Below are 25,154 nucleotides of genomic sequence, written 5' to 3' on the forward strand. Positions count from 1 at the left end.
TAGCGTAAACGCTGGCACGGCACGCCGTGGGTCGCGGCCAGGTGCCGCCAAGGGTCGTCAAGCCGGTGTAGTCCGCGTATAAGAGGGCCAGATTTCTGCTACATGAGCGATGGACTATGGCACGAGCTCCCTTCGAACTCGCCGGTGTGCGCGTCGCGCCAGGCTCCCGCGCACAGCTCGACGTCCCGGTGGCCAAACTCTATACCCATGCACCGCTGCATATTCCGGTGGAAGTGGTGCACGGTCGCCAGGCCGGGCCGGTGCTGCTGGTGTGCGGGGCGATCCACGGCGACGAGATCAACGGCGCCGAGATCGTCCGCCGGCTGTTGCGTTCGTCGGCGATCCGCCGGCTGCGCGGGACGCTGATCGCGGTGCCCATCGTCAACGTCTTCGGCTTCGTCCAGCACACCCGTTACCTGCCTGACCGGCGCGATCTCAATCGTTGCTTCCCGGGCAGCGACGCCGGATCGTTGGGCTCGCGGGTGGCTGCGCTGTTCCGCGAGCAGATCGTCGACCTGGCGAGCCATATCATCGATCTGCACACCGGCGCCATTCATCGCACCAACCTGCCGCAGGTCCGTTCGCAACTGAGCGTGGGCAGCGAGACGGCGGCAATGGCCAGGGCGTTCGGCGCACCGGTGATCCTCAATGCCGAACTGCGCGAGGGCAGCTTGCGCGCCTACGCCCAGCATCACGGCGTGCCGGTGCTGACCTACGAGGCCGGCGAGGCGCTGCGCTTCGACGAGTGGGCGATCGCCCCGGGGGTGCGCGGGGTGCTGCGGGTGATGCGCCACCTGGGCATGCTGGCCGCCAGCCGACAACGTCGCGAGCCGCCAGCGGCCGAGGTCGCCAACGGCTCGAGCTGGGCGCGGGCGCCGATCGACGGCATTTTGCGTCCGCGGGTGCGCCTCGGGGCGCGGGTCGCCAAGGGCCAGGTGCTGGGGCTCGTCGCCGATCCGTTCGGCAACTCCGAAGGCGAGGTGCTGGCCAACGCCGATGGCATCGTCATCGGCATGAGCAACCTGCCGCTGGCCAACGAGGGCGAGGCGCTGTTCCACGTCGCCCGCTTCGAGGCGATCGAGGAGGCCGAGAACGCCGTCGAGTCGTTCCAGTCGGATTACGAGGGCACGCCGGACACGCTATGACCGGCTCGGGCCGGGGAGGGGGCGGCGGTTTCGTGCGGCTCGGGCACCAATCCCAGGGCGTCGTCGAAGACGCCAAGCCCGGCACCGTCGCGGTGCGCGTTCTCGGACAGATGACGGCGAAAGCGGCGTCCCCCCGGGCAGCCCTGGAACAGTCCCAACAGATGCCGGGTGATATGGTTGAGCCTGGCGCCTTCCGCGAGCCGCCCGGCGATGTAGGGGCGCAGCGCTCGTGCGGCTCCGTGACGCGACGTTGCCGGGCCGGGGCGGCCATAGAGCGCCTCGTCGATGCTCGCCAGCAGCCACGGGTTCCGGTATGCCTCGCGACCCACCATCACGCTGTCGACGGATTCCAGCTGCGCGCGGCACTCGGCCAGCGTCCTGATGCCGCCGTTGACGCCGATGTGCAGTTCGGGATGCTGCGCCTTCAGCCGCTGCACGCGCGGATAGTTGAGCGGTGGCACGTCGCGGTTTTCCCTGGGCGACAGACCCTGCAGCCAGGCCTTGCGGGCATGCACGATGAACGTCTCGCAGCCGGCGTCGGCGACCTGCCGGATGAAACGTGTCAGGTCGGCGTCCTCGTCCTGGTCATCGATGCCGATGCGGCACTTGACGGTGACCGGGATCGACACCGCATCGCGCATCGCGCGCACCGCGGCGGCGACGGTCTGCGGATGCGCCATCAGGCAGGCGCCGATCAGGTTGTTCTGGACCCGGTCGCTGGGGCAGCCGACGTTCAGGTTGACCTCGTCATAGCCCCATTCCTCGGCGATCGCCGCGCAGGCGGCCAGCTCGCCGGCGTCGCTGCCGCCGAGCTGCAGGGCCAGCGGATGCTCCAGCGCGTCGTACCCCAGGAAGCGCTCGCGCGGCGTGCCGTGCAGGATCGCCCCAGTCGTGACCATTTCGGTATACAGCAGCGCGTGGCGCGTCAGCATTCGGGCGAAGGCGCGGTAGTCGCGGGTCGTCCAGTCCATCATCGGCGCCACACTGAACCGTCGAGCCACTTCCAGAGAGTCGTTTCTCTTTAACTCAGCCAATTAACCCTCCTTCCGCTGTTCGTCCTATCACGCTAATACCCATTCGATACCGCCCGAAACCGAGCTTGGTGTACCCTCGCTGTAGCATTTTCAGAGAGAGGCGCCGAAACCGGCGTTTGGTGGTACGCCATGGCGACTTTTCAGAAGCGCGGCACCCGCTGGCAGGGCATTGTACGAAAGAAGGACCATCCAGCCCAGAGCAGGACGTTCAGCATGAAAGCTTCCTATACTCATGTTAGTTTACGTATATCGACACAGATTCGCCGAGATCTCGCGGTGTGCCGAGGGATCTAGCGGAGCAGAGGGAGCGCCGGATCGAAGAGGGTCACCTGATACCGGATCACGTGCACATGATGATCTCGACCCCGCCGAAGCACGCGGTCTCGCGGGTAATCGGGTACGCAAGGATAAGAGCGCGATTCATCAGTAGGAGACGCGGAGGAGGATTATAGTGAGCGATAGTTACCAGCTGGATCTGCCCGTCCTGTTGCCCGAGGTGCCGGACGAGCGGGACGATTGCGTCGAGCGGCTTATCGCCGACCTGGAGGCCCGCGAGGGGTTCGAACGGGCGCACGTGGTCGCGCCATCCGATGAGGAGCCGGCGAAGCTATGTATCCACTATGACCCGGAGGTGCTCTCGCTGGCACGTATCCGCCAGATCTCCGAGCGTGCGGGGGCGCACCTGACAGACCGTTTCGGGCACGTGCTCTGGAAGGTCGAGGGCATAAACCACCAGCGCCGGGCACGCACCGTCACCGAACGCTTGAAGCGACTGGACGGCGTGGTGGAGGCTGAGGCGACGGCCTCGGGGCCGGTGCGCGTGGAGTTCGACCGCGAACGAACGGATGAAGCCGAGATACTGGCCGCGCTGGAAGGAATGGACGTCTGGGTCCGGGAGAAGCCTCGCGAAAGGGCCGGAGGCGAAGAGCACACGCGCGAGCCGGGCGAGGCCGGCGAGCCAGGGGAACACGATCACGAAGCGGGCCATGATCACGAAGCGGGCCATGATCATGAAGCGGGCCATGACCATGGGAAGCACGGCCATTCCCACGGTGGCATCTTCGGCGAGAACACGGAGTTGATCTTCGCGATTCTCTCAGGGGCCACTCTTATCACCGGCTTCCTCATCTCAGTATTGACCGACGTGACGCAGTGGGTGCCTCTGGGCTTCTACTTCGCCGCTTACTTCTTCGGCGGATTCTATACGCTCAAGGAGGCCTTCGAGAGCGTGAGGGCCGGGCAGTTCGAGATCGACTTCCTCATGCTTGTCGCTGCCGCGGGCGCCGCGATCCTGGGCGAGTGGGCCGAGGGCGCGCTGTTGCTCTTCCTCTTCAGCCTGGGGCACTCGCTGGAACATTACGCGATGGGCCGGGCGCGCAAGGCCATCGAAGCCCTGGGGGAGCTCGCGCCCAAGACGGCCATCGTGCGGCGAGCAGACGGCCAGCAAGAAATCCCCGTCGAGCAACTCGAGGTCGGGGACGTGGTCATCGTCAAACCCAACGAGAAGATCCCTGCCGATGGGTTCGTGATCCAGGGCGTGAGCAGTGTGGATCAATCCGCCGTGACGGGCGAGAGCGTCCCGGTGGACAAGCAGCCCGTGGAAGACCCCGAGAAGGCGATGCAGTCTCCGGATAAGCTCGATGCCTCGGGCCGGGTCTTCGCCGGCACCATCAACGGCAGCGGCGCCCTGGAGGTACAGGTGCTCAAGCGGGCTGAAGACAACACGCTTGCCCGCGTGGTGCAGCTCGTCAGCGAGGCCGAGACCCAGAAGTCACCGACTCAGCGTTTCACCGACAAGTTCGAGCGGTATTTCGTCCCGTCGGTGCTGGTCCTCGTCGTACTGTTGCTCCTCTCGCCGCTGGTGACGGGCGAGGCATTCGGCGATGCTTTCTACCGGGCGATGGCCGTACTGGTGGCGGCGAGCCCGTGCGCCCTGGCGATCTCCACCCCGAGCGCCGTACTCTCCGCGGTCGCACGCGCCGGCCGTAGCGGCGTGCTCGTCAAGGGCGGCGGGCCGCTGGAGAACCTGGGCACGCTCACGGCCATTGCGTTCGACAAGACCGGCACCCTGACCGAGGGCAAGCCGCGCCTGACGGACGTGGAGCCCGCTGATGGAGCGGACGTGAAGGAGCTGCTCGGCGCGGCGATGGCGGTAGAGAGGCTCAGCGACCACCCGCTCGCCGCCGCCGTGGTCCGGGACGGCGCGGAGAGGCTCGACGGTTACAGCGTACCCGAGGCGCGCGGCATGGAGAGCATCACCGGCCGGGGCGTGCGGGCCTGGCTCGACGACGAGCCCGTGTACGTCGGCAAGGACGACCTGTTCGGAGAGGTCGACGGGCCGGGGCTGCCGGAGGAACTCCGGGAGAGGGTCGAGAAGCTCGAAGAACAAGGACGGACGACCATGATCGTGCGTCGGGGCGATAAGTACCTCGGCGTGCTGGGCCTGATGGATACGCCGCGCGGATCAGCGGCGGAGGTCATAAAGAAGCTGCGCGAGATCGGACTCAGGCGCATGATCATGATCAGCGGCGACAACCAGCGCGTCGCCGATGCCGTGGCGGCCGAGATCGGGCTGGACGAAGCGCGCGGAGACCTGCTCCCCGAGGACAAGGTGGACGCCATAAAAAACCTGCGTGAAGAGGAGAGCAAGCTGGCGATGGTCGGCGATGGCGTCAACGATGCCCCGGCGATGGCCAACTCCACCGTCGGCATCGCGATGGGCGCCGCCGGCTCGGACGTGGCCCTGGAGACCGCCGATGTGGCTCTCATGTCCGACGACCTTCGGCAACTCCCGTTCGCCGTCGGTCTCAGCCGGAGGACGAGCCGGATCATCAAGCAGAACCTGTTCTTGAGCCTCGGGATTGTAATCTTCCTCATACCGGCTACCGCGTTCGGGCTGCTCGGTATCGGCCCGGCCGTGGTCTTCCACGAGGGCTCCACGTTGGTGGTCGTGTTCAACGCCCTGAGGTTGCTGGGGTACAAGGAAGAGTAAGACGAAACGGGGTCTGCCCGGGCTGACTGCGGGTACTGGTCTGACGGCCTCCCCTCAGGCCCGCAGGAAATGACCCGACCTGCCGTCGCACGGCGCCGTATCCAGTCGATGACGGAGATGGCGCCGTGTCCTCGTGAAGCATGACGAAGACTTTGTCGCCGGACTGCACTTCCTTGTCCAGGGTGATCGTGACGTCCTGCTGCTGGCCTTCCTCCACCTGCTCATGACCGATGGACTCGGCACGACGGGCGCGCCCTGCTCGTTGCTGGCGTGGATTACCATGAAACCGGGGCCGCTGGCGGTGACGCTGTCCACGGTCGGCCCTAGGAGCCCGTCGGACTTGACACTGACCTACTGCGAATCCCGGCCTTTCGGCCAATTCCATCGATCCATTTCGTTAAATAGCGCGCTATTCGCCTCAATCGATCGATAAATTTGACTCGGAACCCGTGCTTCTCGTGACGATCGGCCAAGCCCGACAGACTCCTAGATATCGCCGTCGATTGGCGAGTCCTGTGTCAGGCCAGCCTCGACCTTGGCCAGAAGTCTGAAGAGTTCACGGTATTCTGCCGGGCTCAGGTTCGCGATCAGTTCGCTTTCCCAGGCCAGCGCCCGGGGGATTGCCGAGGCCAGCAGGTCGCTGCCCTCGACGGTCAGGGTCAGCCATAATGTGCGCTGGTCGACAGCATCGCGCTGTCGCTGGATCAGCCGACGTTCCACCAGCTGGGCAACGGCACGCGAGACGCGGGCCTTGTCCATGTCGGTCAACTGGCAGATGCGCTTGGCGGTCAGCGGCTGAGCCTGTTGAAGCCAGGCGAGTACCCGCCACTGGGCGATGGTCAAGTCGTATTGCTGGGCATAGATCGTCGATAGCGCCTGGCTGATGCGCTCGGCCAGGTTGGACAGTCGATAAGGCAGGAATGCCTTGAGATCGAGCATAGGGGATGGCTGGTCGGGGAGGGGCAAGGCGATCTCCTGGCGGCGGGACGGCACGACTCTGGCGCTGTCGCGAAAGGCTTGTAGCGAAAACGTTACGCAATTCTACTGCTGCGGCAAGCGTGGTGTCGTCCAGGCGCTTGTGGAGCCGCTGAGCCTCGGCATAAGGTTTCAAGTGAAACTTTGTGGCGAATCATCGACCCGGTTGCAAGTGCGCTGGCGCGGACGACACTGGCCGGGAGTCGGGCCGAGGCACCCGGAGGTTTGCCGCAAGCGCTTCATTTAGCACCATGAACGCCGGCATCATTGATGACAGCTGAGCCAACAACGCTACAATTGCCGGCTTGTGCCACGCTGCGCGGCGCTCCATCGGCACAACAACAAACTTTAAGGTATTTCATGACGACGAGAGAGAAACCCCACAATCTTTGGATGAGCCGTTGGGGCTTCATCCTGGCGGCGACCGGCTCGGCCGTGGGCTTGGGCAATATCTGGAAGTTTCCCTACATGACCGGCGAATACGGGGGCGGCGCCTTCGTGCTGGTCTACCTGCTGTGCATCCTGGCGATCGGCATTCCGATCATGATGCTCGAGATCGGCTTCGGCCGCCGTGGTCGCGGCAGTCCAATCGACGCCATCCGGCGGGTGGCTCGCGAGTCCGGGCATGGCCGCGGTTGGGCATTGATCGGCTGGATGGCGATGCTGTGCGGCTTCATGATCCTGTCGTTCTACGTGGTGGTCGCCGGCTGGTCGGTGTCGTATCTGTGGAAGGCCATCACCGGCGGACTGAGCGCCGACAGCGTCGAGGGCATGGCGGCGATCTTCGCTGCCAACAACGCCAATCCCTGGAATCTGGGAGTCTGGAGCACCCTGGTGACCTTGGCTACCATGCTGATCGTCGGCAAGGGCGTACAGGAAGGCATCGAGAAGAGCGTGCGCTGGATGATGCCGGGCATGGTGCTCATCCTTGCCCTGATGATTTTCTATGCCATCTTCTCCGGCGGCTTCGGCCAGGCCCTGCGCTTCTTGTTTACCTTCGAACTGGGCAAGCTCTCCAGCGAAGGCCTGCTGGCGGCCATGGGCCAGGCGTTTTTCACCTTGTCCCTGGCCTCCGGCGCTATCTTGACCTATGGCTCCTATCTTCCGGATGGCCAATCCATCGCCCGCACCACCTTCACCGTGGCGGTGTTCGACACGCTGGTGGCGCTGATGGCGGGGCTGGCGATCTTTCCGATCATCTTCGCCAGCGGCATGGATCCGGCCAGCGGCCCGGGGCTGATCTTCATGAGCCTGCCGCTGGCCTTCCAGCAGATGCCGTTGGGCACGCTGCTCGCGATCATTTTCTTCGTCATGCTGACCCTGGCGGCACTGACCTCGGCCATTTCGATGATCGAGGCGACGGTCGCCTGGCTCAACGAGAGCAAGGGCATTTCCCGGGCCAAGGCCGCCTGGGCTACCGGAATCGTGCTGTGGCTGGTCAGTAGCCTGGCGATGCTGTCGTTCAACGTCGGCGCGGAATGGACGCTCGGCGGCAAGAACTTCTTCAACTGGCTGGACTATCTGACCTCGCGCTGGATGATGCCGCTGGGTGGACTGGGCATGGCGCTGCTGGCCGGGTTCTTCCTGCGTAACGAGGTCTTCCGCTCCGAGCTGGGGATGGGCCGTGTTCCGTACGCGCTATGGCTGTTCATGATCCGCTACGTCAGCCCGCTGGGCATCGTGTTGATCTTTATCGACGCGCTGGGCCTGATGGCGCTCGACATGGGACGCCAGTGGCCCTGGCTGCTGGCCGTGCTGGTGGCGATCACGCTGATCGGCGAGTTGCTCAGTCCGCGGCTCAAGCGACAGTTGGCCGGTTAGCCTGTCGCTGATACGGACCACGAACGCCCCGGTCCCTGGCCGGGGCGTTTGCGTTGCAGGGCCTGGGTTATAAGCTGGCAACCAGACGTTACTGGCATAGTCGTCGCGCGATGATTATTTTTGCGCCTAATAGAAGAGCCTTTGCTTATGTTTAGTTATAAGAGCTGACCGATGCCCGACACTCCCACCGCGCAATCTTTGGCCGCCTCGTCGGCGTTGCACGACTTCCCGCGTGGCCAGGTTTGCCTGATCGGAGCGGGGCCGGGCGATCCCGAATTGTTGACGCTCAAGGCCCTGAAGCGTCTGCGGGTCGCCGAGGTGATCCTCCATGACCGGTTGGTCAGCAGCGAGATCCTGGCGCTGGCCAACCCGGCCGCGAGGCGGCTCTACGTGGGCAAGGCGCGTTCGCGGCATAGCCTGCCGCAGGTGGATATCAACCAGGCGCTGGTCGACTGGGCGCGCCAGGGCAAACGGGTGGTGCGCCTCAAGGGCGGCGATCCGTTCATATTCGGTCGCGGCGGCGAAGAGCTCGAAACGCTGGCTAACGCCGGCATCGCCTTCGAAGTGATCCCCGGGATCACCGCCGCCTCGGGTTGCGGGGCCTATGCCGGTATTCCGCTCACCCACCGCGATCACGCCCAGTCGGTACGCTTCGTCACCGGCCATCTCAAGAACGGCAGTAGCGACCTGGACTGGCCGACGCTGGCCCGGCCGCAGCAGACGCTGGTGTTCTACATGGGGCTGGGCAGCCTCGAGGTGATTCGCCGCGAGCTGCGCGCGCACGGCCTGGCTGGCGAGACGCCGCTGGCGCTGGTCGAGCAGGGCACCACCGCCCGCCAGCGCCTGCACGTCGGCACCTTGGCGACGCTTCCCGCCAGTCTCACCCAGGGGCCGGTGCATCCGCCGACACTGATCGTCGTCGGCAGCGTGGTGTCGTTGGCCGCGCGGCTCGCCTGGTTCGATGGCGCCCGTGCGGCGAGCCAGGGCTGGGAGCATGGCAAGCATCCGTCGCCGCAGGGCGATGCCGACGGCCTAGACGAAGCGATGTCCGATGGCGGTTGACGCTCGTCGGGGCGCTCTCGAAAATGACTCCTACCCCCGACGCCATGGACGAGGCCGTCATGACCATCGAACAGCTGGACATCCGCGATCACCTGGCGCAGTTCGCGCCGTTCGACACGCTCCCCGACGCGCTGCTGGATCGCGTCGCGGGGCAGGTGGAGGTTCGTTATTTCCAGGCCGGTACCGAGCTGCTGGTCAAGGACCAGCCAATCCATGAATTGTGGTATCTGCGCAGCGGCGCGGTGGAAATGTTCAAGCGCAGCGGGAGCCTGTTCAACCGCTTGAGCGAAGGCGACATCTTCGGTTACTCGGACCTTTTGCGAAACAATCGGGTGCGCTTTCCGGTGCGTGCGCTCGAGGACTCGCTGGTCTATTTCATTCCCGAGACGCTGTTCCAGCAACTCTGCGACGAGAACGACGAATTCTCGGACTTCGTCGATACCGGCGGCCAGCGGCTCAAGGCCACGGTGGAGCAGCAGCATCGCGGCAGCGAGCTGCTGACTACCCGGGTGCGCAAGCTGATCCACCGTCAGGCCGTGCTGGTCGAGGCCGGCACGCCCCTGCAACAGGCTGCTCAGCAGATGCGCGAGGAAAACACCACCTGCGTGCTGGTGCTGGATGCCCCCGGCGGCGATTGGCAGCATTCCTTCACCGGGCGCGACGATCAGGCCTGGCGACTGGCGGGTATCCTGACCGACCGCGACTTCTGCACACGGGTACTGGCCGATGGCATCTCGCCGCAGGCGCCAGTCAGCGAGGTGATGTCGCATGACCCGATCACCATTCAGTCGGATGAATCGGTCTACGAGGCCATGCTCTGCATGCTGCGCAACAATGTCCAGCACCTGCCGGTCCTGCATCGCCGCCATCCCGTCGGGGTGCTGAATCTTTCCGATATCGTGCGCTACGAGACTCACAGCAGCCTGTATCTGGTCAACAACATCTTCCACCAGACCGACGTGACGCAGCTCGCGGCACTGAGTGGCGAAGTGCGCACCGCCTTTGCCCGGTTGGTCAAGGATGGCGCCAACTCGGAAATTGTCGGGCAGGCGCTGGCGACCATCGGGCGCAGTTTCGCGCGACGTCTGCTGGAGCTTGGCGAGGCCGAGCTGGGGCCGCCGCCGGTGCCTTATTGCTTCATGGTGCTGGGCTCCATGGCGCGGGGCGAGCCGACCATCACCGCCGACCAGGACAATGCGCTGATTCTCGACGACCGCTTCGACCCTGGGCGCCACGACGGCTATTTCAAGGCCTTGGCGGCGTTCGTCTGCGATGGCCTGGCGGCCTGCGGTTATGCTTATTGCAAGGGCGATATCATGGCCACCCATGAACGCTGGCGTCAGCCACTCAAGGTCTGGAAGCGCTACTTCAATGAATGGATGGACGAGCCCAGCCCCGAGCGGCTGTTGCACAGCTCGATCTTCTTCGATCTGACCAGCGTGCATGGCGAGGCCGCCTACGTCGAGCAGTTGCAGGATCTGATCGCCGAACGCGCGCCGCAACGTCCGGTGTTCCTTGCGGCGATGGCGCGCAACGCGCTGGGGCGAACGCCGCCACTGGGCTTCTTCCGCACCTTCGTGATGGAGCAGGACGGCAAGCATCGTCAGTCGATCAATCTCAAACGGCGTGGCACGGCACCGCTGGTCGACCTGGTGAGGATCCATGCGCTGGCCTGTGGTTCGAAAGCCCAGAATACCTTCGCCCGGCTGAACGACATCGCCCGTACCCGCTTGTTGCCCGAGGGTGTCAACGAGCGGCTGCGCTATGCCTTCGAGCTGCTGTCGATGGTGCGCATCCGCCACCAGGCCTACGACATCGAGCACGACGAGGACACCACCGACAACAGCGTCGAGCCGGAAAGCCTGTCGGGGCGCGAGCGCCGGGATCTCAAGGATGCCTTCGAGGTATTGAGCCATGCCCAGAAGTTTCTCGGCTTTCGCTATCCGATGCCGTCGAAGTCGCGCTGATGGTGATGCGCCTGTTCTCCCGGCTGCGCCAGCAGGTACCCGATTGGCCGGCGTACCTGGCCTCGCGGGCAAGCCGGACCCGCGATCCGCGTCTCGCGCGCTATTACGCCGCCGGTACGCCGGAGGCGGCGACACCCATCGGTGATGTGCCGCTGGTGGCGCTGGATATTGAAACCACCGGACTGGATGCCAGTCGCCACGCTATCGTCAGCATCGGCCTGATTGCGTTCACGCTGGAGCGCATCCGCCTCAGCGAGGCACGCTATTGGGTGGTGGCGCCACGCCGACCGCTGAGCGCCGAGTCGGTGACGTTCCACCATATCACCCACTCGGAAGTGGCCAACGCGCCGGATCTGGAAGCCATACTCGATGAATTGCTGGCTTGCCTGGCCGGACGGCTGGCGGTGGTTCACTACCGGCCCATCGAACGCGAATTCCTCGATTCGGCGATCCACGAGCGAATCGACGAGCATCTGCTGTTCCCGATGATCGATACCATGTCGCTGGAAGCGCTGCGTCACCGCCGACGGCGCTGGTTGTGGCTGCGGCGTCTGGTGGGGCGGCCGCCGGCATCGGTCCGGCTGCACGAAAGCCGCCAGCGTTACAATCTGCCGGCCTATACGGGTCATCACGCGCTGAGCGACGCCCTGGCCACCGCCGAGCTGCTGCAGGCCCAGGTTGCCCGCCACTATTCCTGGCAGACCCCGGTGAGCACATTCTGGCGCTGAGGCGTTTGATCGAGGCAAAAGAAGAGCGGCCCGCGGGCCGCTCTTCTCATGGGCAGTGGCGCTCTCATGGAGAGCGCGCCATACGCTTAGGCGCGTGGCTCGCTCATCAGCCCCTTGACGATGGCATAGCATGCCGCCAGCAACACGAGCGTGAAGGGCAGGCCGGTCGAGATCACCGCCGCCTGGAGCGCCGTCAGGCCGCCGCCGAGCAACAGCGCGATGGCGATGGCGCCCTCGATCAGCGCCCAGAACACGCGCTGAGGCTTGGGTGCGTCGACCTTGCCGCCGGCGGTGATTGAGTCGATCACCAGCGAGCCGGAATCCGACGAGGTGATGAAGAACACCATCACCAGCACGATACCCACGAAGGAGGTGACGCTAGTCCACGGCAGCTGCCCGAGCATCACGAACAGTTGCAGTTCGAGCGCGGCATTCTTGACGCCCTCGAAATTGTCGGCCACCAGTTGATGAATGGCCGTGCCACCGAAGGCGGTCATCCACAGTACCGACACCAGCGAGGGCACCAGCAGTACGGCGATCAGGAACTCGCGCACGCTGCGGCCACGGCTGACCCGGGCAATGAACATGCCGACGAACGGTGACCAGCTGATCCACCAGGCCCAGTAGAAGGCGGTCCAGCCCTGGCTGAAGTTGACGTCCTCACGCCCGAACGGATTGGACAGCGCGGGCAGATAGGCCAGGTAGCTCGCCAGATTCTCGAAAAAGCCGGTGACAATCATCAGCGTCGGTCCGACGGCGATCACGAAGGCCAGTAACAGGAAGGCGAGCACCATGTTGACCTGGGACAATCGCTGCACGCCCTTGTCGACGCCGGCCATGACCGACATCAGCGCAACGAGGGTGATGCCCATGATCAGGAGCACCATGGTGACGTTGTTGTTGGGCGTGTCGAACAGATAGTTTAAGCCGGCGGAGGCCTGGGAAGCGCCCAGGCCGAGCGAGGTTGCCAGGCCGAACAGGGTGGCGAACACCGCCAGGATGTCGATCACGTGGCCCGGCCACCCCCAGATCCGCTCGCCGAGGATCGGATAGAAGATCGAACGCATGGTCAGCGGCAGCCCCTTGTTGTACGAAAACAGCGCCAGGGCCAGGGCAACCACGGCATAGATCGCCCAGGGGTGCAGCCCCCAGTGGAAGATCGTCGCCGCCATGCCCAGCGAGATGGCCTCTTGCTGATCGCCCGCGGCAGCACCCAACGGGGCCCAGTCGGTGCGCACGCCACCTTCTACGCTGGTGCCTGCCATCGAAGTGCCGAAGTGGGTGATGGGCTCGGAAACCCCGTAGAACATCAGCCCGATGCCCATGCCCGCGGCGAACAGCATGGCGAACCAACCGGCGTAACTGAAGTCCGGCTTGGCTTCCATGCCGCCGATGCGCACCTTGCCCAGCGGTGTAAAGATCAGCACGACCGTGAGCACCACGAAAATATTGGCGGCGAACAGGAACACCCAGGTCAGGTTGCCGGTCAGCCAGCTCTTGGCGCCATTGAAGATCGGGCCCATCTGGTCCGGCAGAGCCAGGGTGATGAACACGAAGAACAGAATCAGCAAGGCGGAGATCGAGAAGACCTTGCCGTGCAGGTCGACATCCACACCAAACCGGCGGGTGGTGAGGTTGTCCTGGCCGATCACATAGTCGGTATCGATGAGGTCCGAGCGTCCGGTCGGCGCCGGAATGCCTTCCTGGCTTTCCGGCGATGGCGACTCGTTCTGCCTGTTGGGATTTTCAGCCATAGGGCATCTCCGTTTCGGCGTGATGTTCGAAGCGTATGCTGGCGGCGTTGCCGGCCAGGCCGAGATTGCGCGACCAACTGACAAAGCATCAATGGCGTCGTGTGTCATGTCACGCGACGCTGCAAAATGAGAGCGCAATTGGTGCCTTTATCCTGACGCAAAGTGGCGACAGTTGCTACCGGAAGCGGGGCCTGGTTTTGTCGCCGTCCGGCGTTCGTTTATTCATGCGCTCGGCATGCCACCGGCGCGGTGTCGGCCAAACGGCGCCGGGCGAAGGTCGGGCTATAAGCCGACCGGGGTAATGGACTAGTATCCAATCGATCGTTTGAATTCTTGTGCTGCCGCGTGTATTCAGGCAAACCGTACCTTTCCGCCAACCGTTTCAGGAGTGTTTCATGGCCAGCTACCAGGCGCCGCTGCGCGACATGCGCTTCGTGCTCAACGAGGTTTTTCAGGCTGGTGAGGAGTGGGCCGCGATGCCCGCAACCGCCGAGCTCACCCCCGACCTTGCCGAGGCCATCCTGGAGGAAGGAGCGCGGGTCACCCAGGCCGAGCTGTTTCCGCTCAACCAGAGCGGCGACGCCGAAGGCTGTCGCTTCGAGGCGGGCCGGGTCACCACGCCCAAGGGCTTCAAGGAGGCCCAGCGGACCCTGGCCGAGGGGGGCTGGTTCGGCCTGGGCGGCAACCCCGACTATGCCGGCCAGGGGCTGCCCAAGCTGCTTACCGTGGCCTTCGAGGAGATGCTCTACGCCAGCAACGCCAGCTTCGCGCTGTACCCGGCATTGAATACCGGGGCGGCACTGTTGCTCGACCACCACGCCTCCGAGCCGATCAAGCAGCGCTACCTGCCGAAGATGTACGCCGGCGAGTGGCTGGGCACCATGTGCCTGACCGAGCCGCACTGCGGTACCGACCTGGGCTTGATCAAGACACGGGCCGTGCCCATCGGCGACGAGCGCTATGCGATCAGCGGCAGCAAGCTATGGATCACCGGCGGCGAGCACGACCTGGTCGACAACATCGTCCACCTGGTGCTGGCCAGGTTGCCCGATGCGCCGGAGGGCACGCGGGGCATCTCGCTGTTCCTGGTGCCCAAGCGCAAGGTCGCCGAGGATGGCGCACTGGGCGATGTCAACGGCGTCAGTTGCGGCGGTCTGGAGCACAAGATGGGCATCAAGGGCAGCGCGACCTGCGTGATGCATTTCGACCAGGCCCAGGGCGTACTGATTGGCGAGCCGCACCAGGGCCTGGCGACGATGTTCACGATGATGAACTACGAGCGGCTATCGATCGGCATCCAGGGGCTGGGGCTCGGCGAGGTAGCCTACCAGAGCGCCATGGATTTCGCCCGCGAGCGCCTGCAGAGCCGCGCGCCGGGCGGCGCTCGATATCCCCAACAGCCCGCGGACCCGATCCTGGTGCACCCCGACGTGCGGCGCATGGCGCTCAACGTGCGTGCCTGGAACGAGGGCGGGCGCGCCTTTGCCGCCTGCGTGGCGCAGCAGCTCGATCGTGCCAAGTTCCATCCCGATGGGGCGGTACGTGACGAGGCCGAGGCGCTGGTCGCACTGCTCACCCCGGTGGCCAAGGCGTTTCTCACCGATCGTGGCTTCGAGTCGACGGTCGAGGCTCAGCAGATCTACGGCGGCAGCGGCTACTGCGTGGAGTGGGGGGCCGAGCAGTACGTGCGCGATGCGCGTATCGCGATGATCTACGAAGGCACCAACGGCGTTCAAGCCATGGACCTGATAGGGCGCAAGCTGGCCCGTAACCGCGGCCGCTATCTGGTGCAATTCGTCGCGGCCATGCGCGAGGATCTCGGCGAGCGTGCCGGGCCCGACTTGCGCGATTCGCACACGCGCATCTCGCTGGCGCTGGTGCTGCTCGAGAACGTCACTACCCGCGTGCTCGGGCGGAGCGAGAAGCACCCCGATGAGCTCGGCGCGGCGGCGGTCGACTACCTCAACCTGCTCGGCCACGTCGCCTACGCCTGGATGTGGTGGAAGATGATGCGTGCCGCACAGCGCGGGCTGGGCGAAGACGGCGGCGTCGGCGAGCGCTTCTACCGGACCAAGCTGGCGGTCGGCCGTCACTACCTGACACGCATGTTGCCGCGTATCGAAGCCCTGGAACGACAGATCGAGGCGGGCGCCGAGGAATTGATGAATCTGGCCGAAGAGGACTTCTATCCCGAATGATGAGCTTGAAAGTACAGGATACGACCCCGGCCTCTTGAGGCCGGTTTTTTCAATTGCCCGAATTGATGCATCTGATGGGCAGGTTGTCGTCGTGGTGGTGCATGAAAGAGGTGCGTTGAACAACAATGGTGCATGGAAGAAAAGGGGGTGAGCGGCATATATTGTATAAGATACTGATTAATAGGGTAAATAAGCGAAATAAACTAGGTTGGCACATGCCTTGCGAGGGGTAACGCGACGTTATTCGGTGTCGTGGATACCTATAACAATCATTCGCAAGGAGATTGCCGTGAAAAAGCTGAATGTTTCCCTTCGTTGGTTGGCTGGCGCCTCGCTGGTGTCCCTGGGCATGTCCTTCCCCGCTTTCGCCCAGCAAGACACCATCAAAGTGGGGATCCTGCACTCTCTTTCCGGGACCATGGCGATCAGCGAGTCGACGCTGAAGGATGAGCTGCTGATGCTCATCGAACAGCAGAACGAAAACGGCGGGTTGCTGGGCAAGCAGCTCGAACCGGTGGTGATGGACCCGGCCTCGGACTGGTCGCTGTACGCCGAGCAGGCACGCGACATGTTGACCGGGGACGACCGGGTCGACGTGATCTTCGGCAACTGGACCTCGGCGTCGCGCAAGGCGGTTCTGCCGGTGGTCGAGGAACAGAACGGCTTGTTGTTCTATCCCGTTCAATACGAAGGTGAAGAGTCTTCCGAGAACATCTTCTATACCGGCGCGGCGCCCAACCAGCAGGCGATTCCCGCGGTCGACTACCTGATGAGCCAGGGCGTGGAGCGCTGGGCGCTGCTGGGTACCGACTATGTCTATCCGCGCACCACCAACAAGATTCTCGAGGCGTACCTCAAGGATCACGGCGTCGCCGACGACGACATCATGATCAACTACACGCCGTTCGGTTTCAGCAACTGGCAGTCGATCGTCGCCGAGGTCAAGGATTTCGGCAGCCAGGGCAAGAAGACCGCCGTGGTCTCGACCATCAACGGCGATGCCAATGTGCCGTTCTACACAGAACTTTCCAACCAGGGCATCAGTGCCGCCGACATTCCGGTCATGGCCTTTTCGGTGGGTGAGCAGGAACTCAGCGGCATCGATACCGGACCGCTGGTGGGGCATATGGCGGCCTGGAACTACTTCATGAGCGTCGACAGCGACGCCAACTACGACTTCATCGACAACTGGATCGACTACACCGATGACGAGAACGCCGTCACCAACGACCCCATGGAGGCCCACTACATCGGCTTCAACATGTGGCTGGAAGCGGTGCGCAAGGCCGGTACCACCGATGTCGACGCGGTCAAGGAAGCGATCATCGGCGTCAGTGTGCCCAACCTGTCCGGCGGCTACGCAACGATGATGCCCAACCACCATATCACCAAGCCGGTGATGATCGGCGAGATCCAGGATGACGGTCAGTTCAGCGTGGTCTGGGAAAGTGCTGGCACCATTGCCGGCGACGCCTGGTCCGATTATCTCCCCGAGTCGCAGAACCTGATCAGCGATTGGCGTACCCCGCTGCGCTGCGGAAAGCTCAATGTCGACACCATGACCTGCGAAGACGGCGCCGAGTAAGCACGCCCATGGCAAGCGACCTGCGCCTTGCCGTTTCCTTCACGTCAAGGCGCCCTGAAGAACGGGGCGCTCCCGAATCGTGCGCCGCGACCGTCGCGGCGCGAGAAGGAATCCTTCGATGACGCCAACTCACGCGAAGATGCGACCTGGCATCGTGATCGGATCGCAAGCCAGCACCGGTCTTCGGCGTTGCCTGACGGTCGTGGCCGTACTGCTGGTGTGGCTTGTCGGCGTCTCGCCGGTGCAGGCCGAGGTGACGCCACAGCGTGCCCAGGCCCTGCTGCAGGCGCTGGACACCGACGACTTCGATGCCAAGGCCGAGGCCGCCCAGGCCATCGCCGCCAGCGACGCCGCCCAGAAAACGCGCTGGCTCGAGGCCTTGCTCGACGGCCGTCTGGGACGCGAGCGTCGCGGCGAACGTTTTTACATCATCACCGATGATAGCGGCCGCGAATGGCCGATCATCGATGCCATCACCTTCGAGGACGCCGGCACCGGCTCCCGTCGCCGCGTCGATGCGTTTCGCATCAACAACGCGATGCGTACCCAGTTGCAGGGCCTGATCGCCTCGCTGTCGCTCGACGCGGGCGACGAGGCGACCCGTCTCGATGCCGCCAAGCGCTTGATCGGCGAGGTCGATGCGCAAAGCGTCGACGCGGTCGCTGCACAACTCGACGACGAGGAGAGTTCCGCGGTACGCGCCGAGATCGAAACCGCGCTGGCGCTGTATCGCGTGGAGCAGGGCGATGCCGCGGTCCTGGCGACCCTGCGCGGCAATCTCGACACCCGCGTGCGCAATTCGCTCTCTACCATCGCCGCCAGCGACGCCCCGATCGCTGCCCAGGCCGGCGAGACGCTGGCCGGCATCGAGAGCAAGCGTGCCTGGTACGAGCGCGGCCAGACGCTGTTCTTCGGCTTGAGCGCGGGGTCCGTGCTGGTGCTGGCGGCGATTGGCCTGGCGATTACCTTCGGGGTGATGGGGGTGATCAACATGGCGCACGGCGAGCTGATCATGCTGGGGGCCTACACCACCTGGATGATCCAGCAGGTTCTGCCCGGGCAGCCGGGGCTGGCCTTGTTGCTGGCGATCCCCGGCGGCTTCCTGGTGGCGGGCGCATTCGGGATTCTCATCGAGCGCAGCGTGATCCGCTTTCTCAAGGGGCGCCCGCTCGAGACGTTGCTGGCGACCTTCGGCATCAGCCTGATTCTGCAACAACTGGTGCGCACGGTGTTCTCGCCGCTCAATCGGCGCGTGAACTCGCCGGACTGGCTGCAGGGCGCATGGCAGGTCAACGAGGCCTTGTCGCTGACCCTCAACCGCCTGGGCGTGCTGCTCTTCTGCCTGGTGGTGTTCGCCGCGCTGTGGGCGCTGATGCGCTACACCCGGCTGGGGCTGGAGGTGCGCGCGGTGACCCAGAATCGTGCCATGGCACGCTCGATGGGCGTGCGCGCCGCGCGGGTGGACATGCTCACCTTCGGCCTGGGCGCCGGGGTCGCCGGGCTGGCGGGCGTGGCGCTGTCCCAGATCACCAACGTGGGGCCCAACCTGGGGCAGAGCTATATCGTCGACTCCTTCCTGGTGGTGGTCTTCGGCGGCGTCGGCAATCTGTGGGGCACGCTGGTCGCCGGCATGTCGCTGGGGGTGATCAATCAGGTCCTGCAGCCCTGGGTCGGTGCCGTGCTGGCCAAGGTGATCGTGCTGATCGGCGTCATCCTGTTCATCCAGAAACGTCCGCAGGGCCTCTTCGCGCCCAAGGGGCGGACATCATGAGTCTCGCCACGATGTTCAAACGCAATTCCTTGCTCGATGAGCGCTCGACCTGGATCACCAGCGTCGTGCTGATCGTCGGCATGCTGGCGGTGGTTGTGCTCCATGCCTTGCCGCCGGAGCATGCCTGGCACCTGGACGGTTCCGTCGTCTCGCTGCTGGGCAAGTATCTGACCTACATGCTGCTGGCGCTGGCGGTGGATTTGATCTGGGGCTACCTGGGCATCCTGAGCCTGGGCCACGGGGCCTTCTTCGCCCTGGGCGGCTACGCCATGGGGCTCTATCTGACCGCGCAGCAGGCACCGCTGGCGCCCTGGCAGGGTGTCTTGGCCCACTTTCCCGTGGCGGCGCTCGCCGTGGTTCTGGCGCCGGGGCTGCTGGCGCTGATCTTCGGTTGGCTGGCGTTTCGCTCGCGGGTCACCGGCGTGTACTTCTCGATCATCACCCAGGCGCTGACCTTCGCGCTGATGCTGGCCTTCAACCGCAACGAGATGGACATGGGCGGCAGCACCGGGCTGACGCGGTTCGATGAGCTGCTGGGCTTTTCGCTCGCCAGCGAAGGCATGAGCGTGGCGTTGTTCGTGGCCTCGGGCGTGGCCGTGCTGCTGGCGTTCTGGGGCTGCAAGGCGGTCACCCGGTCACGGCTCGGGCGGGTGTGCATGGCCACCCGGGACGCCGAGGCACGGGTGCGCTTCATCGGCTATCGCGTCGAGCATGTCAAGCTGGCGGTGTTCGTGCTGTCGGCGATGATCGCGGGCATTGCCGGGGCGCTCTACGTGCCACAGGTCGGCATCATCAACCCGAGCACCTTCGCGCCGCTGTTCTCCATCGAGGTGGTGGTGTGGGTCGCATTGGGCGGCCGCGCCACGCTGTACGGCGCGCTGCTCGGCGCGCTGGTCGTCAATTATCTCAAGACGCTGCTGACCGGGGTGATGCCTGACGCCTGGCTGTTTCTGCTGGGCGGCCTGTTCGTGGTGGTCACCCTGTTCCTGCCGCAGGGTGTGGCGGGCTTGATGGCACGCCTGCGTCGGCGTCGGGAGGTGACCGCATGAGCATGATGGATTCGCAGCGCATGCAACGCCTGCGCGAGTTCGCGCGTCCCGATCGCGTCTTCGACTTCATGGCGCCGGCGGATTCCCCCGTCGACGTGCGTCACGGGCCGATTCTCTACCTCGAGGATGTCAGCGTGAGCTTCGACGGCTTCAAGGCCATCGACGATCTCAACCTGACCATCGACGACGGCGAGCTGCGCTGCATCATCGGTCCCAACGGCGCCGGCAAGACCACCATGATGGACATCATCACCGGCAAGACGCGTCCCGATCGCGGCCAGGCCTGGTTCGGCAGCCGCCATAACCTGTTGCAGATGGACGAACCGCAGATCGTCAACCTGGGGATCGGCCGCAAGTTCCAGAAACCCACCGTGTTCGAGGCGCTGTCGGTGAGCGCCAACCTCGAGCTGGCGATGGCCGGCGACCGGCGCGTGTGGAAGACCTTGCTGGCCCGGCTCGACCACGAGGGGCGCGAGCGTATCGACGAGGTCATGGAGACCATCGGCCTCAGTGCCGAGCGCGAGCGGCTGGCCGGCGTGCTCTCGCATGGTCAGAAGCAATGGTTGGAGATTGGCATGTTGCTGATGCAGCGCCCGCGCCTGCTGTTGGTCGACGAGCCCGTGGCGGGCATGACCGAGCCGGAAATGCACCGCACGGCGGAGTTGATGACGCGCCTGGCCGGCCAGCAATCGGTGGTGGTGGTCGAGCACGACATGGGCTTCGTGCGCTCCATCGCGCGTACCGTCACCGTGCTGCATCAGGGCAGCGTGCTCGCCGAGGGCAGCATGGACGAAATCGCCAACGACCCGCGGGTGATCGAGGTCTATCTGGGTGGTGACGCGTCGTCCGACGTGTGGGAGGGAGAGTGATGCTCAGCGTCGACACGCTCAACCAGTATTACGGCGAAAGCCATATCCTGCGCGATCTCTCGCTGGAGGTGCCGGCGGGGCGCTGTACCTGCGTGATGGGCCGCAACGGCGTGGGCAAGACCACGCTGCTCAAGGCCATCATGGGCGAAGTGGCGGTGCGCGCCGGTCAGCTGAATTTCGCCGAGGAGAACCTGCTCGAGCGGCGTCCGGAGAGCCGCGCCGACCTGGGCATCGGCTACGTGCCCCAGGGGCGTCAGATCTTCGCCACGCTGAGCGTGGAGGAGAACCTGCGCATCGGCCTGCCGGCACGGCGCAAGCGTGTATCAGGCGAGGCGGAGCGAGGCATTCCCGAGCGTATCTACGAACTCTTTCCGGTACTCAGGGAAATGCGCCACCGGCGGGGCGGCGATCTGTCCGGCGGCCAGCAACAGCAACTGGCCATCGGCCGGGCGCTGGTGATCGAGCCGTGCCTGTTGATCCTCGACGAACCCGGCGAGGGCATCCAGCCCAATATCGTCACGCAGATCGGCGAGGTGCTGCGTCGGCTCAACCAGGAGGACGGGCTCACCGTATTGCTGGTCGAGCAGAAGCTGCCGTTCGCGCGCAAGTACGCCGACCGCTTCACGATCATGGACCGGGGACAGACGGTCGCCGGCGGCGAGATCGGTGAACTCGACGATGACCTGATCAAACGGCACCTGACGGTATGACGGACTTGTCTGTTCCCGGCCATGTGGCATCTCCCGGCGAATCACCGGGCAAGACGCCATCCGGCGATTCGGGGCATCGCTTCGACACCCGGCGCCATTGGGCGGCCTGCTTGTCGCTGGGCTTTCGCCCGCGCGAGGCACGCACGCGCATGACCCACACGCGCCACCACGGCCCCCTGCGCGTGCAACGGCCGTTCTATCCCGAGCCGGGCCGAATCCCCGAGCCTCCGTATGCCGAGCCCTGCCACGTGTATCTGTTGCATCCGCCGGGCGGACTGGTCAGCGGCGACGAGCTGCGCATCGACATCGAGGCCGAGCGCGGCGCCCATGCCCTGTTGACCACTCCGGCGGCGACCAAGCTGTATCGCGCCGATAGCCATGGCGTGAGCTGGGGGCAGCACACGCACCTGACCGTGCGGCCCGGCGCGCTGCTCGAATGGTTGCCGCAGGAAACCCTGTGTTTCGACGGCGCGCGTGGCGTACAGAGCACGACCCTGGATGTGCAGGGTGATGGATGCTGCGTGGGCTGGGAAGTCCTGGCGCTGGGGCGTCCCGCCAGCCGGTTGCCGTTCGCCAGCGGGCGGGTCGAGCAACGCTTCGCGTTGACGCGCGACGGATGCCCGCTATGGATCGAGCGTCAACCGCTCGATCCCATGCATCCGCGCTTCCACGGCCATTGGGGGCAGGGCGGCAGTACGGTACAGGCGACGCTCTGGGCAGTGGGGCTCGACGACCCTGCGGCGGCGGTGAAGGCCCTGCGGCAGCGACTGCCGGCGTCGCGGCACTGGGCGGTCACCCAACGCCTCGACGTGCTCTTGCTGCGTTACCTGGGCGATGAGCGCAATGCCGCCTGGGCGATGTGTCAGCAGGCATGGGAGGTGCTGAGGCCCCGGCTCTGCGGGCGCGAGGCATGTGTGCCGCGGATCTGGATGACCTGACCGGCAGGAGAAGGAAGGCGGAAGAAGCAAGAGGGAAGAGAAGTCTGCTCCCAGGCTCCGGGTCTCATGGGGTGACTTCTTTCTTCAAGGCGCGAAGCGCCGTTCTTACATTTTAGGAGAGCGTTATGGAACTGACCCCGAGAGACAAGGACAAGCTGCTGCTGTTTTCCGCCGCGCAGCTTGCCGAACGCCGCCGCGACCGTGGCCTCAAGCTCAACTACCCCGAGGCGGTGGCCTTGATCAGTTTCGAGATCCTGGAAGGCGCCCGCGACGGCAAGAGCGTCGCCGAGTTGATGAGCGCCGGGCGCGAGATCCTGACTCGCGACGAGGTGATGGAAGGCGTGGCCGAGATGGTCGACGACGTACAGATCGAGGCGACGTTTCCGGACGGTACCAAGCTGGTCACGGTGCATTCGCCCATTGTGTAAGGAGTTGTCGATGATTCCCGGTGAATACCAATTGCAGGACGGCGAAATCGAGCTCTGCGCGGGGCGCGAGCGGATCACCGTCATGATCGCCAATACCGGCGACCGGCCCATCCAGATCGGTTCGCACTACCACTTTGCCGAGGCCAATCCGGCCTTGATCTTCGACCGCGACAAGACGCGCGGTTATCGCCTCGACGTGGCGGCGGGCACGGCGATTCGCTTCGAGCCCGGCCAGCGTCGCGAGGTGACCCTGATTCCCTTTGTCGGCAAGCGCCACATTTATGGGTTCCGCGGAGAGGTCATGGGGCACCTGGATCAGGGAGATAAATCATGAAGATCACGCGTCAGGCCTATGCCGACATGTACGGCCCCACCGTGGGGGATCGTGTGCGACTCGGCGATACCGAGCTGTGGATCGAGGTCGAAAAGGACTTCACTCACTATGGCGACGAGGTCAAGTTCGGCGGCGGCAAGGTGATTCGCGATGGCATGGGGCAGAGCCAGCGCCTCGACGAGGCGGTGATGGATACCGTCATCACCAACGCGCTGATTGTCGACTGGTGGGGTATCGTCAAGGCCGACGTGGGGCTCAAGCAGGGCCGTATCGCGAGTATCGGCAAGGCCGGCAACCCGGACACCCAGCCGGATGTCGACATCGTCATCGGCCCGGGGACCGAGATCATTGCCGGCGAGGGCAAGATCCTCACCGCCGGGGGCATCGACGCGCATATTCACTTCATCTGCCCGCAGCAGGTGCAAGAAGCGCTGATGAGCGGCGTGACCACCATGCTCGGCGGTGGCACCGGCCCGGCCACCGGTTCCAACGCCACCACCTGCACGCCGGGCGCGTGGCATATCGGCAAGATGCTGCAGGCCGTCGATGACATGCCCATGAACATCGGCTTTCTCGGCAAGGGCAATGCCAGCCTGCCCGAGGCGCTGGAGGCGCAACTGGAGGCCGGCGCCATGGGTCTCAAGCTGCACGAGGACTGGGGCACCACGCCGGCCTCCATCGACAACTGCCTGAGCGTCGCCGAGCGTTTCGATGTGCAGATCGCCATCCACACCGACACGCTGAACGAGTCGGGCTTCGTCGAGGATACCCTGGCGGCGTTCAAGGAACGCTGCATTCATACCTACCACACCGAGGGCGCCGGGGGCGGTCATGCACCGGACATCATCACCGCCTGCGCCAAGTCGTACGTGCTGCCGTCATCGACCAATCCCACGCGCCCTTACACCGTCAATACCATCGATGAACACCTCGACATGCTGATGGTGTGCCACCACCTCGATCCCAACATTCCCGAGGACGTGGCCTTCGCCGATTCGCGCATCCGCCGCGAGACCATCGCCGCCGAGGACATCCTTCACGATCTGGGCGTGATATCGATGATCGCTTCGGACTCCCAGGCCATGGGGCGGGTCGGTGAGGTGATCTGCCGAACCTGGCAAACCGCCCACAAGATGAAGGTGCAGCGTGGCTTGCTGCCGGAAGACACCCAACGCGGCACCGACAACTTTCGCGCCAAACGCTACATCGCCAAGTACACCATCAATCCGGCGATCACTCATGGCATCGCTCATGAGGTCGGCTCGGTGGAGGTCGGCAAGCTGGCCGATCTGGTGCTGTGGGAGCCGGCCTTCTTCGGCGTCAAGCCGGCCATGATGCTCAAGGGCGGGATGATCGCCGCGGCGCCCATGGGCGACCCCAACGCCTCGATCCCCACGCCGCAGCCGGTGCATTACCGGGCCATGTTCGGCGCCCTGGGCCGCGCGGCCAGCCGTACGCGCCTGACCTTCGTCAGCCAGGCCGCGCTGGATGCCGGCATCCGCGAGCGCCTGGGACTGCAGAGCGAGCTGCTGGCCTGCAGGGACGTGCGCGGCGTGCGCAAGGCCGACATGAAGCTCAACGGGGTCTGCCCCCATCTCGAGGTGGACCCGCAGACCTACGAGGTGCGTTGCGATGGCGAACTGTTGACCTGCGAGCCGGCGACGGAACTGCCGCTGGCCCAGCGTTATCACTTATTTTAAAACCATCACGGCTGAAGTTCTTGGTGGGAGGGAACTTGTTCCCGATCGGTTTCGGCTGCCCTAATCGCGAATAAATTCGCTCCCACACTGACCT

Annotated in this window: 21 protein-coding genes and 1 pseudogene; 18 read left to right on the forward strand and 4 right to left on the reverse strand. The window is 64.8% G+C overall.

Annotated elements, in window-relative coordinates:
* The first annotated feature begins 116 nt into the window (after positions 1-116).
* Positions 117-1,145 (forward strand): succinylglutamate desuccinylase/aspartoacylase family protein, encoded by a 1,029-nt coding sequence (locus tag HALZIN_RS0103695; RefSeq protein WP_031382899.1) that lies wholly within the window; start codon positions 117-119, stop codon positions 1,143-1,145.
* Here the strand turns inward: HALZIN_RS0103695 and dusA are convergent.
* On the reverse strand, positions 1,118-2,179 hold the full coding sequence (gene dusA / locus HALZIN_RS0103700; protein WP_268871168.1) for a tRNA dihydrouridine(20/20a) synthase DusA: 1,062 nt from the start codon (positions 2,177-2,179) through the stop codon (positions 1,118-1,120). The two genes, HALZIN_RS0103695 and dusA, sit on opposite strands and share 28 nt — an antisense overlap.
* A gap of 278 nt (positions 2,180-2,457) precedes the next feature.
* On the opposite strand from dusA, the pseudogene HALZIN_RS17340 reads away from it, so the two are divergent.
* Both HALZIN_RS17340 and HALZIN_RS0103705 read left to right on the forward strand, forming a co-directional pair.
* Positions 2,458-2,603 (forward strand): annotated as a pseudogene (locus tag HALZIN_RS17340) (transposase); the annotation flags it as partial.
* A 27-nt stretch (positions 2,604-2,630) separates the two neighbouring features.
* A complete protein-coding gene (locus tag HALZIN_RS0103705) occupies positions 2,631-5,171 on the forward strand; it encodes a heavy metal translocating P-type ATPase (protein ID WP_031382901.1) in 2,541 nt (846 codons plus the stop codon).
* On the opposite strand, the gene HALZIN_RS18660 is transcribed toward HALZIN_RS0103705, so the two are convergent.
* Positions 5,134-5,388: a DUF7282 domain-containing protein gene (locus HALZIN_RS18660; RefSeq protein ID WP_422723631.1), complete on the reverse strand. Its 255-nt coding sequence runs from the start codon at positions 5,386-5,388 to the stop codon at positions 5,134-5,136. The two genes, HALZIN_RS0103705 and HALZIN_RS18660, sit on opposite strands and share 38 nt — an antisense overlap.
* Between HALZIN_RS18660 and HALZIN_RS0103710 the strand changes: the two genes are divergently transcribed.
* The gene (locus HALZIN_RS0103710; RefSeq protein ID WP_031382902.1) at positions 5,305-5,604 is read left to right on the forward strand and encodes a hypothetical protein; all 300 of its coding nucleotides are present in this window, start codon (positions 5,305-5,307) and stop codon (positions 5,602-5,604) included. The genes HALZIN_RS18660 and HALZIN_RS0103710 overlap by 84 nt on opposite strands.
* A 53-nt stretch (positions 5,605-5,657) precedes the next feature.
* On the opposite strand, the gene HALZIN_RS0103715 is transcribed toward HALZIN_RS0103710, so the two are convergent.
* Positions 5,658-6,137 carry a MarR family winged helix-turn-helix transcriptional regulator gene (locus HALZIN_RS0103715; RefSeq protein ID WP_035575134.1) on the reverse strand — a complete coding sequence of 160 codons (480 nt, stop codon included), beginning with the start codon at positions 6,135-6,137 and terminating at the stop codon, positions 5,658-5,660.
* 369 nt (positions 6,138-6,506) lie between these two features.
* On the opposite strand from HALZIN_RS0103715, the gene HALZIN_RS0103720 reads away from it, so the two are divergent.
* From HALZIN_RS0103720 to HALZIN_RS0103735, 4 genes are all read left to right on the forward strand, one after another.
* Positions 6,507-7,967, forward strand: a complete 1,461-nt coding sequence (locus tag HALZIN_RS0103720) for a sodium-dependent transporter (protein ID WP_031382904.1) — start codon at positions 6,507-6,509, stop codon at positions 7,965-7,967.
* A 171-nt stretch (positions 7,968-8,138) separates the two neighbouring features.
* Positions 8,139-9,029 (forward strand): uroporphyrinogen-III C-methyltransferase, encoded by an 891-nt coding sequence (cobA, locus tag HALZIN_RS0103725; protein WP_051907360.1) that lies wholly within the window; start codon positions 8,139-8,141, stop codon positions 9,027-9,029.
* 59 nt (positions 9,030-9,088) lie between these two features.
* Positions 9,089-10,996, forward strand: coding sequence for a DUF294 nucleotidyltransferase-like domain-containing protein (locus tag HALZIN_RS0103730; protein WP_031382906.1), 1,908 nt, complete (start codon positions 9,089-9,091; stop codon positions 10,994-10,996).
* A complete protein-coding gene (locus HALZIN_RS0103735) occupies positions 10,996-11,724 on the forward strand; it encodes a 3'-5' exonuclease (protein WP_422723632.1) in 729 nt (242 codons plus the stop codon). Before HALZIN_RS0103730 ends, HALZIN_RS0103735 begins: the two co-directional genes overlap by 1 nt.
* An 86-nt stretch (positions 11,725-11,810) precedes the next feature.
* Here the strand turns inward: HALZIN_RS0103735 and HALZIN_RS0103740 are convergent, their stop codons facing one another.
* Positions 11,811-13,478: a BCCT family transporter gene (locus HALZIN_RS0103740; protein WP_031382908.1), complete on the reverse strand. Its 1,668-nt coding sequence runs from the start codon at positions 13,476-13,478 to the stop codon at positions 11,811-11,813.
* Between the two features lie 395 nt (positions 13,479-13,873).
* On the opposite strand from HALZIN_RS0103740, the gene HALZIN_RS0103745 reads away from it, so the two are divergent.
* The 10 genes from HALZIN_RS0103745 to ureC all read left to right on the forward strand — a co-directional run bounded on the left by HALZIN_RS0103745 (position 13,874) and on the right by ureC (position 25,060).
* Entirely contained in the window at positions 13,874-15,676 is a 1,803-nt protein-coding gene (locus HALZIN_RS0103745; protein ID WP_031382909.1) for an acyl-CoA dehydrogenase C-terminal domain-containing protein, read from the forward strand.
* Between the two features lie 349 nt (positions 15,677-16,025).
* A complete protein-coding gene (urtA, locus tag HALZIN_RS0103750) occupies positions 16,026-17,261 on the forward strand; it encodes an urea ABC transporter substrate-binding protein (protein WP_231663711.1) in 1,236 nt (411 codons plus the stop codon).
* Positions 17,262-17,379: 118 nt separating this feature from the next.
* Positions 17,380-19,032 carry an urea ABC transporter permease subunit UrtB gene (gene urtB / locus HALZIN_RS0103755; protein WP_231663647.1) on the forward strand — a complete coding sequence of 551 codons (1,653 nt, stop codon included), beginning with the start codon at positions 17,380-17,382 and terminating at the stop codon, positions 19,030-19,032.
* Positions 19,029-20,081 carry an urea ABC transporter permease subunit UrtC gene (gene urtC, locus HALZIN_RS0103760; RefSeq protein WP_031382912.1) on the forward strand — a complete coding sequence of 351 codons (1,053 nt, stop codon included), beginning with the start codon at positions 19,029-19,031 and terminating at the stop codon, positions 20,079-20,081. The genes urtB and urtC overlap by 4 nt, the downstream gene beginning before the upstream one ends.
* Entirely contained in the window at positions 20,078-20,950 is an 873-nt protein-coding gene (gene urtD, locus HALZIN_RS0103765) for an urea ABC transporter ATP-binding protein UrtD (protein ID WP_236254956.1), read from the forward strand. The genes urtC and urtD overlap by 4 nt, the downstream gene beginning before the upstream one ends.
* Positions 20,950-21,660: an urea ABC transporter ATP-binding subunit UrtE gene (urtE, locus tag HALZIN_RS0103770; protein ID WP_031382914.1), complete on the forward strand. Its 711-nt coding sequence runs from the start codon at positions 20,950-20,952 to the stop codon at positions 21,658-21,660. Before urtD ends, urtE begins: the two co-directional genes overlap by 1 nt.
* Entirely contained in the window at positions 21,657-22,598 is a 942-nt protein-coding gene (locus HALZIN_RS0103775) for an urease accessory protein UreD (protein ID WP_031382915.1), read from the forward strand. The genes urtE and HALZIN_RS0103775 overlap by 4 nt, the downstream gene beginning before the upstream one ends.
* A gap of 125 nt (positions 22,599-22,723) precedes the next feature.
* Positions 22,724-23,026: an urease subunit gamma gene (locus tag HALZIN_RS0103780; protein ID WP_031382916.1), complete on the forward strand. Its 303-nt coding sequence runs from the start codon at positions 22,724-22,726 to the stop codon at positions 23,024-23,026.
* Positions 23,027-23,036: 10 nt separating this feature from the next.
* On the forward strand, positions 23,037-23,360 hold the full coding sequence (locus tag HALZIN_RS0103785; RefSeq protein ID WP_031382917.1) for an urease subunit beta: 324 nt from the start codon (positions 23,037-23,039) through the stop codon (positions 23,358-23,360).
* Positions 23,357-25,060 carry an urease subunit alpha gene (gene ureC / locus HALZIN_RS0103790; RefSeq protein WP_031382918.1) on the forward strand — a complete coding sequence of 568 codons (1,704 nt, stop codon included), beginning with the start codon at positions 23,357-23,359 and terminating at the stop codon, positions 25,058-25,060. The genes HALZIN_RS0103785 and ureC overlap by 4 nt, the downstream gene beginning before the upstream one ends.
* The last annotated feature ends 94 nt before the right edge of the window (positions 25,061-25,154 follow it).

Origin of the sequence: Halomonas zincidurans B6 (assembly GCF_000731955.1) — a bacterium.
GTDB lineage: Bacteria > Pseudomonadota > Gammaproteobacteria > Pseudomonadales > Halomonadaceae > Modicisalibacter > Modicisalibacter zincidurans.

Excerpts from the sequence above, each read along its gene's own strand:
- HALZIN_RS0103695 (WP_031382899.1), top strand. The coding sequence starts at position 117 with ATGGCACGAGCTCCCTTCGAACTCGCCGGTGTGCGCGTCGCGCCAGGC.
- HALZIN_RS0103720 (WP_031382904.1), top strand. The coding sequence starts at position 6,507 with ATGACGACGAGAGAGAAACCCCACAATCTTTGGATGAGCCGTTGGGGC.
- cobA (WP_051907360.1), top strand. The coding sequence starts at position 8,139 with ATGCCCGACACTCCCACCGCGCAATCTTTGGCCGCCTCGTCGGCGTTG.
- HALZIN_RS0103730 (WP_031382906.1), top strand. The coding sequence starts at position 9,089 with ATGACCATCGAACAGCTGGACATCCGCGATCACCTGGCGCAGTTCGCG.
- HALZIN_RS0103735 (WP_422723632.1), top strand. The coding sequence starts at position 10,996 with ATGGTGATGCGCCTGTTCTCCCGGCTGCGCCAGCAGGTACCCGATTGG.
- HALZIN_RS0103740 (WP_031382908.1), bottom strand. The coding sequence starts at position 13,478 with ATGGCTGAAAATCCCAACAGGCAGAACGAGTCGCCATCGCCGGAAAGC.
- HALZIN_RS0103745 (WP_031382909.1), top strand. The coding sequence starts at position 13,874 with ATGGCCAGCTACCAGGCGCCGCTGCGCGACATGCGCTTCGTGCTCAAC.
- urtA (WP_231663711.1), top strand. The coding sequence starts at position 16,026 with ATGTCCTTCCCCGCTTTCGCCCAGCAAGACACCATCAAAGTGGGGATC.
- urtB (WP_231663647.1), top strand. The coding sequence starts at position 17,380 with ATGACGCCAACTCACGCGAAGATGCGACCTGGCATCGTGATCGGATCG.
- urtC (WP_031382912.1), top strand. The coding sequence starts at position 19,029 with ATGAGTCTCGCCACGATGTTCAAACGCAATTCCTTGCTCGATGAGCGC.
- urtD (WP_236254956.1), top strand. The coding sequence starts at position 20,078 with ATGAGCATGATGGATTCGCAGCGCATGCAACGCCTGCGCGAGTTCGCG.
- urtE (WP_031382914.1), top strand. The coding sequence starts at position 20,950 with ATGCTCAGCGTCGACACGCTCAACCAGTATTACGGCGAAAGCCATATC.
- HALZIN_RS0103775 (WP_031382915.1), top strand. The coding sequence starts at position 21,657 with ATGACGGACTTGTCTGTTCCCGGCCATGTGGCATCTCCCGGCGAATCA.
- HALZIN_RS0103780 (WP_031382916.1), top strand. The coding sequence starts at position 22,724 with ATGGAACTGACCCCGAGAGACAAGGACAAGCTGCTGCTGTTTTCCGCC.
- HALZIN_RS0103785 (WP_031382917.1), top strand. The coding sequence starts at position 23,037 with ATGATTCCCGGTGAATACCAATTGCAGGACGGCGAAATCGAGCTCTGC.
- ureC (WP_031382918.1), top strand. The coding sequence starts at position 23,357 with ATGAAGATCACGCGTCAGGCCTATGCCGACATGTACGGCCCCACCGTG.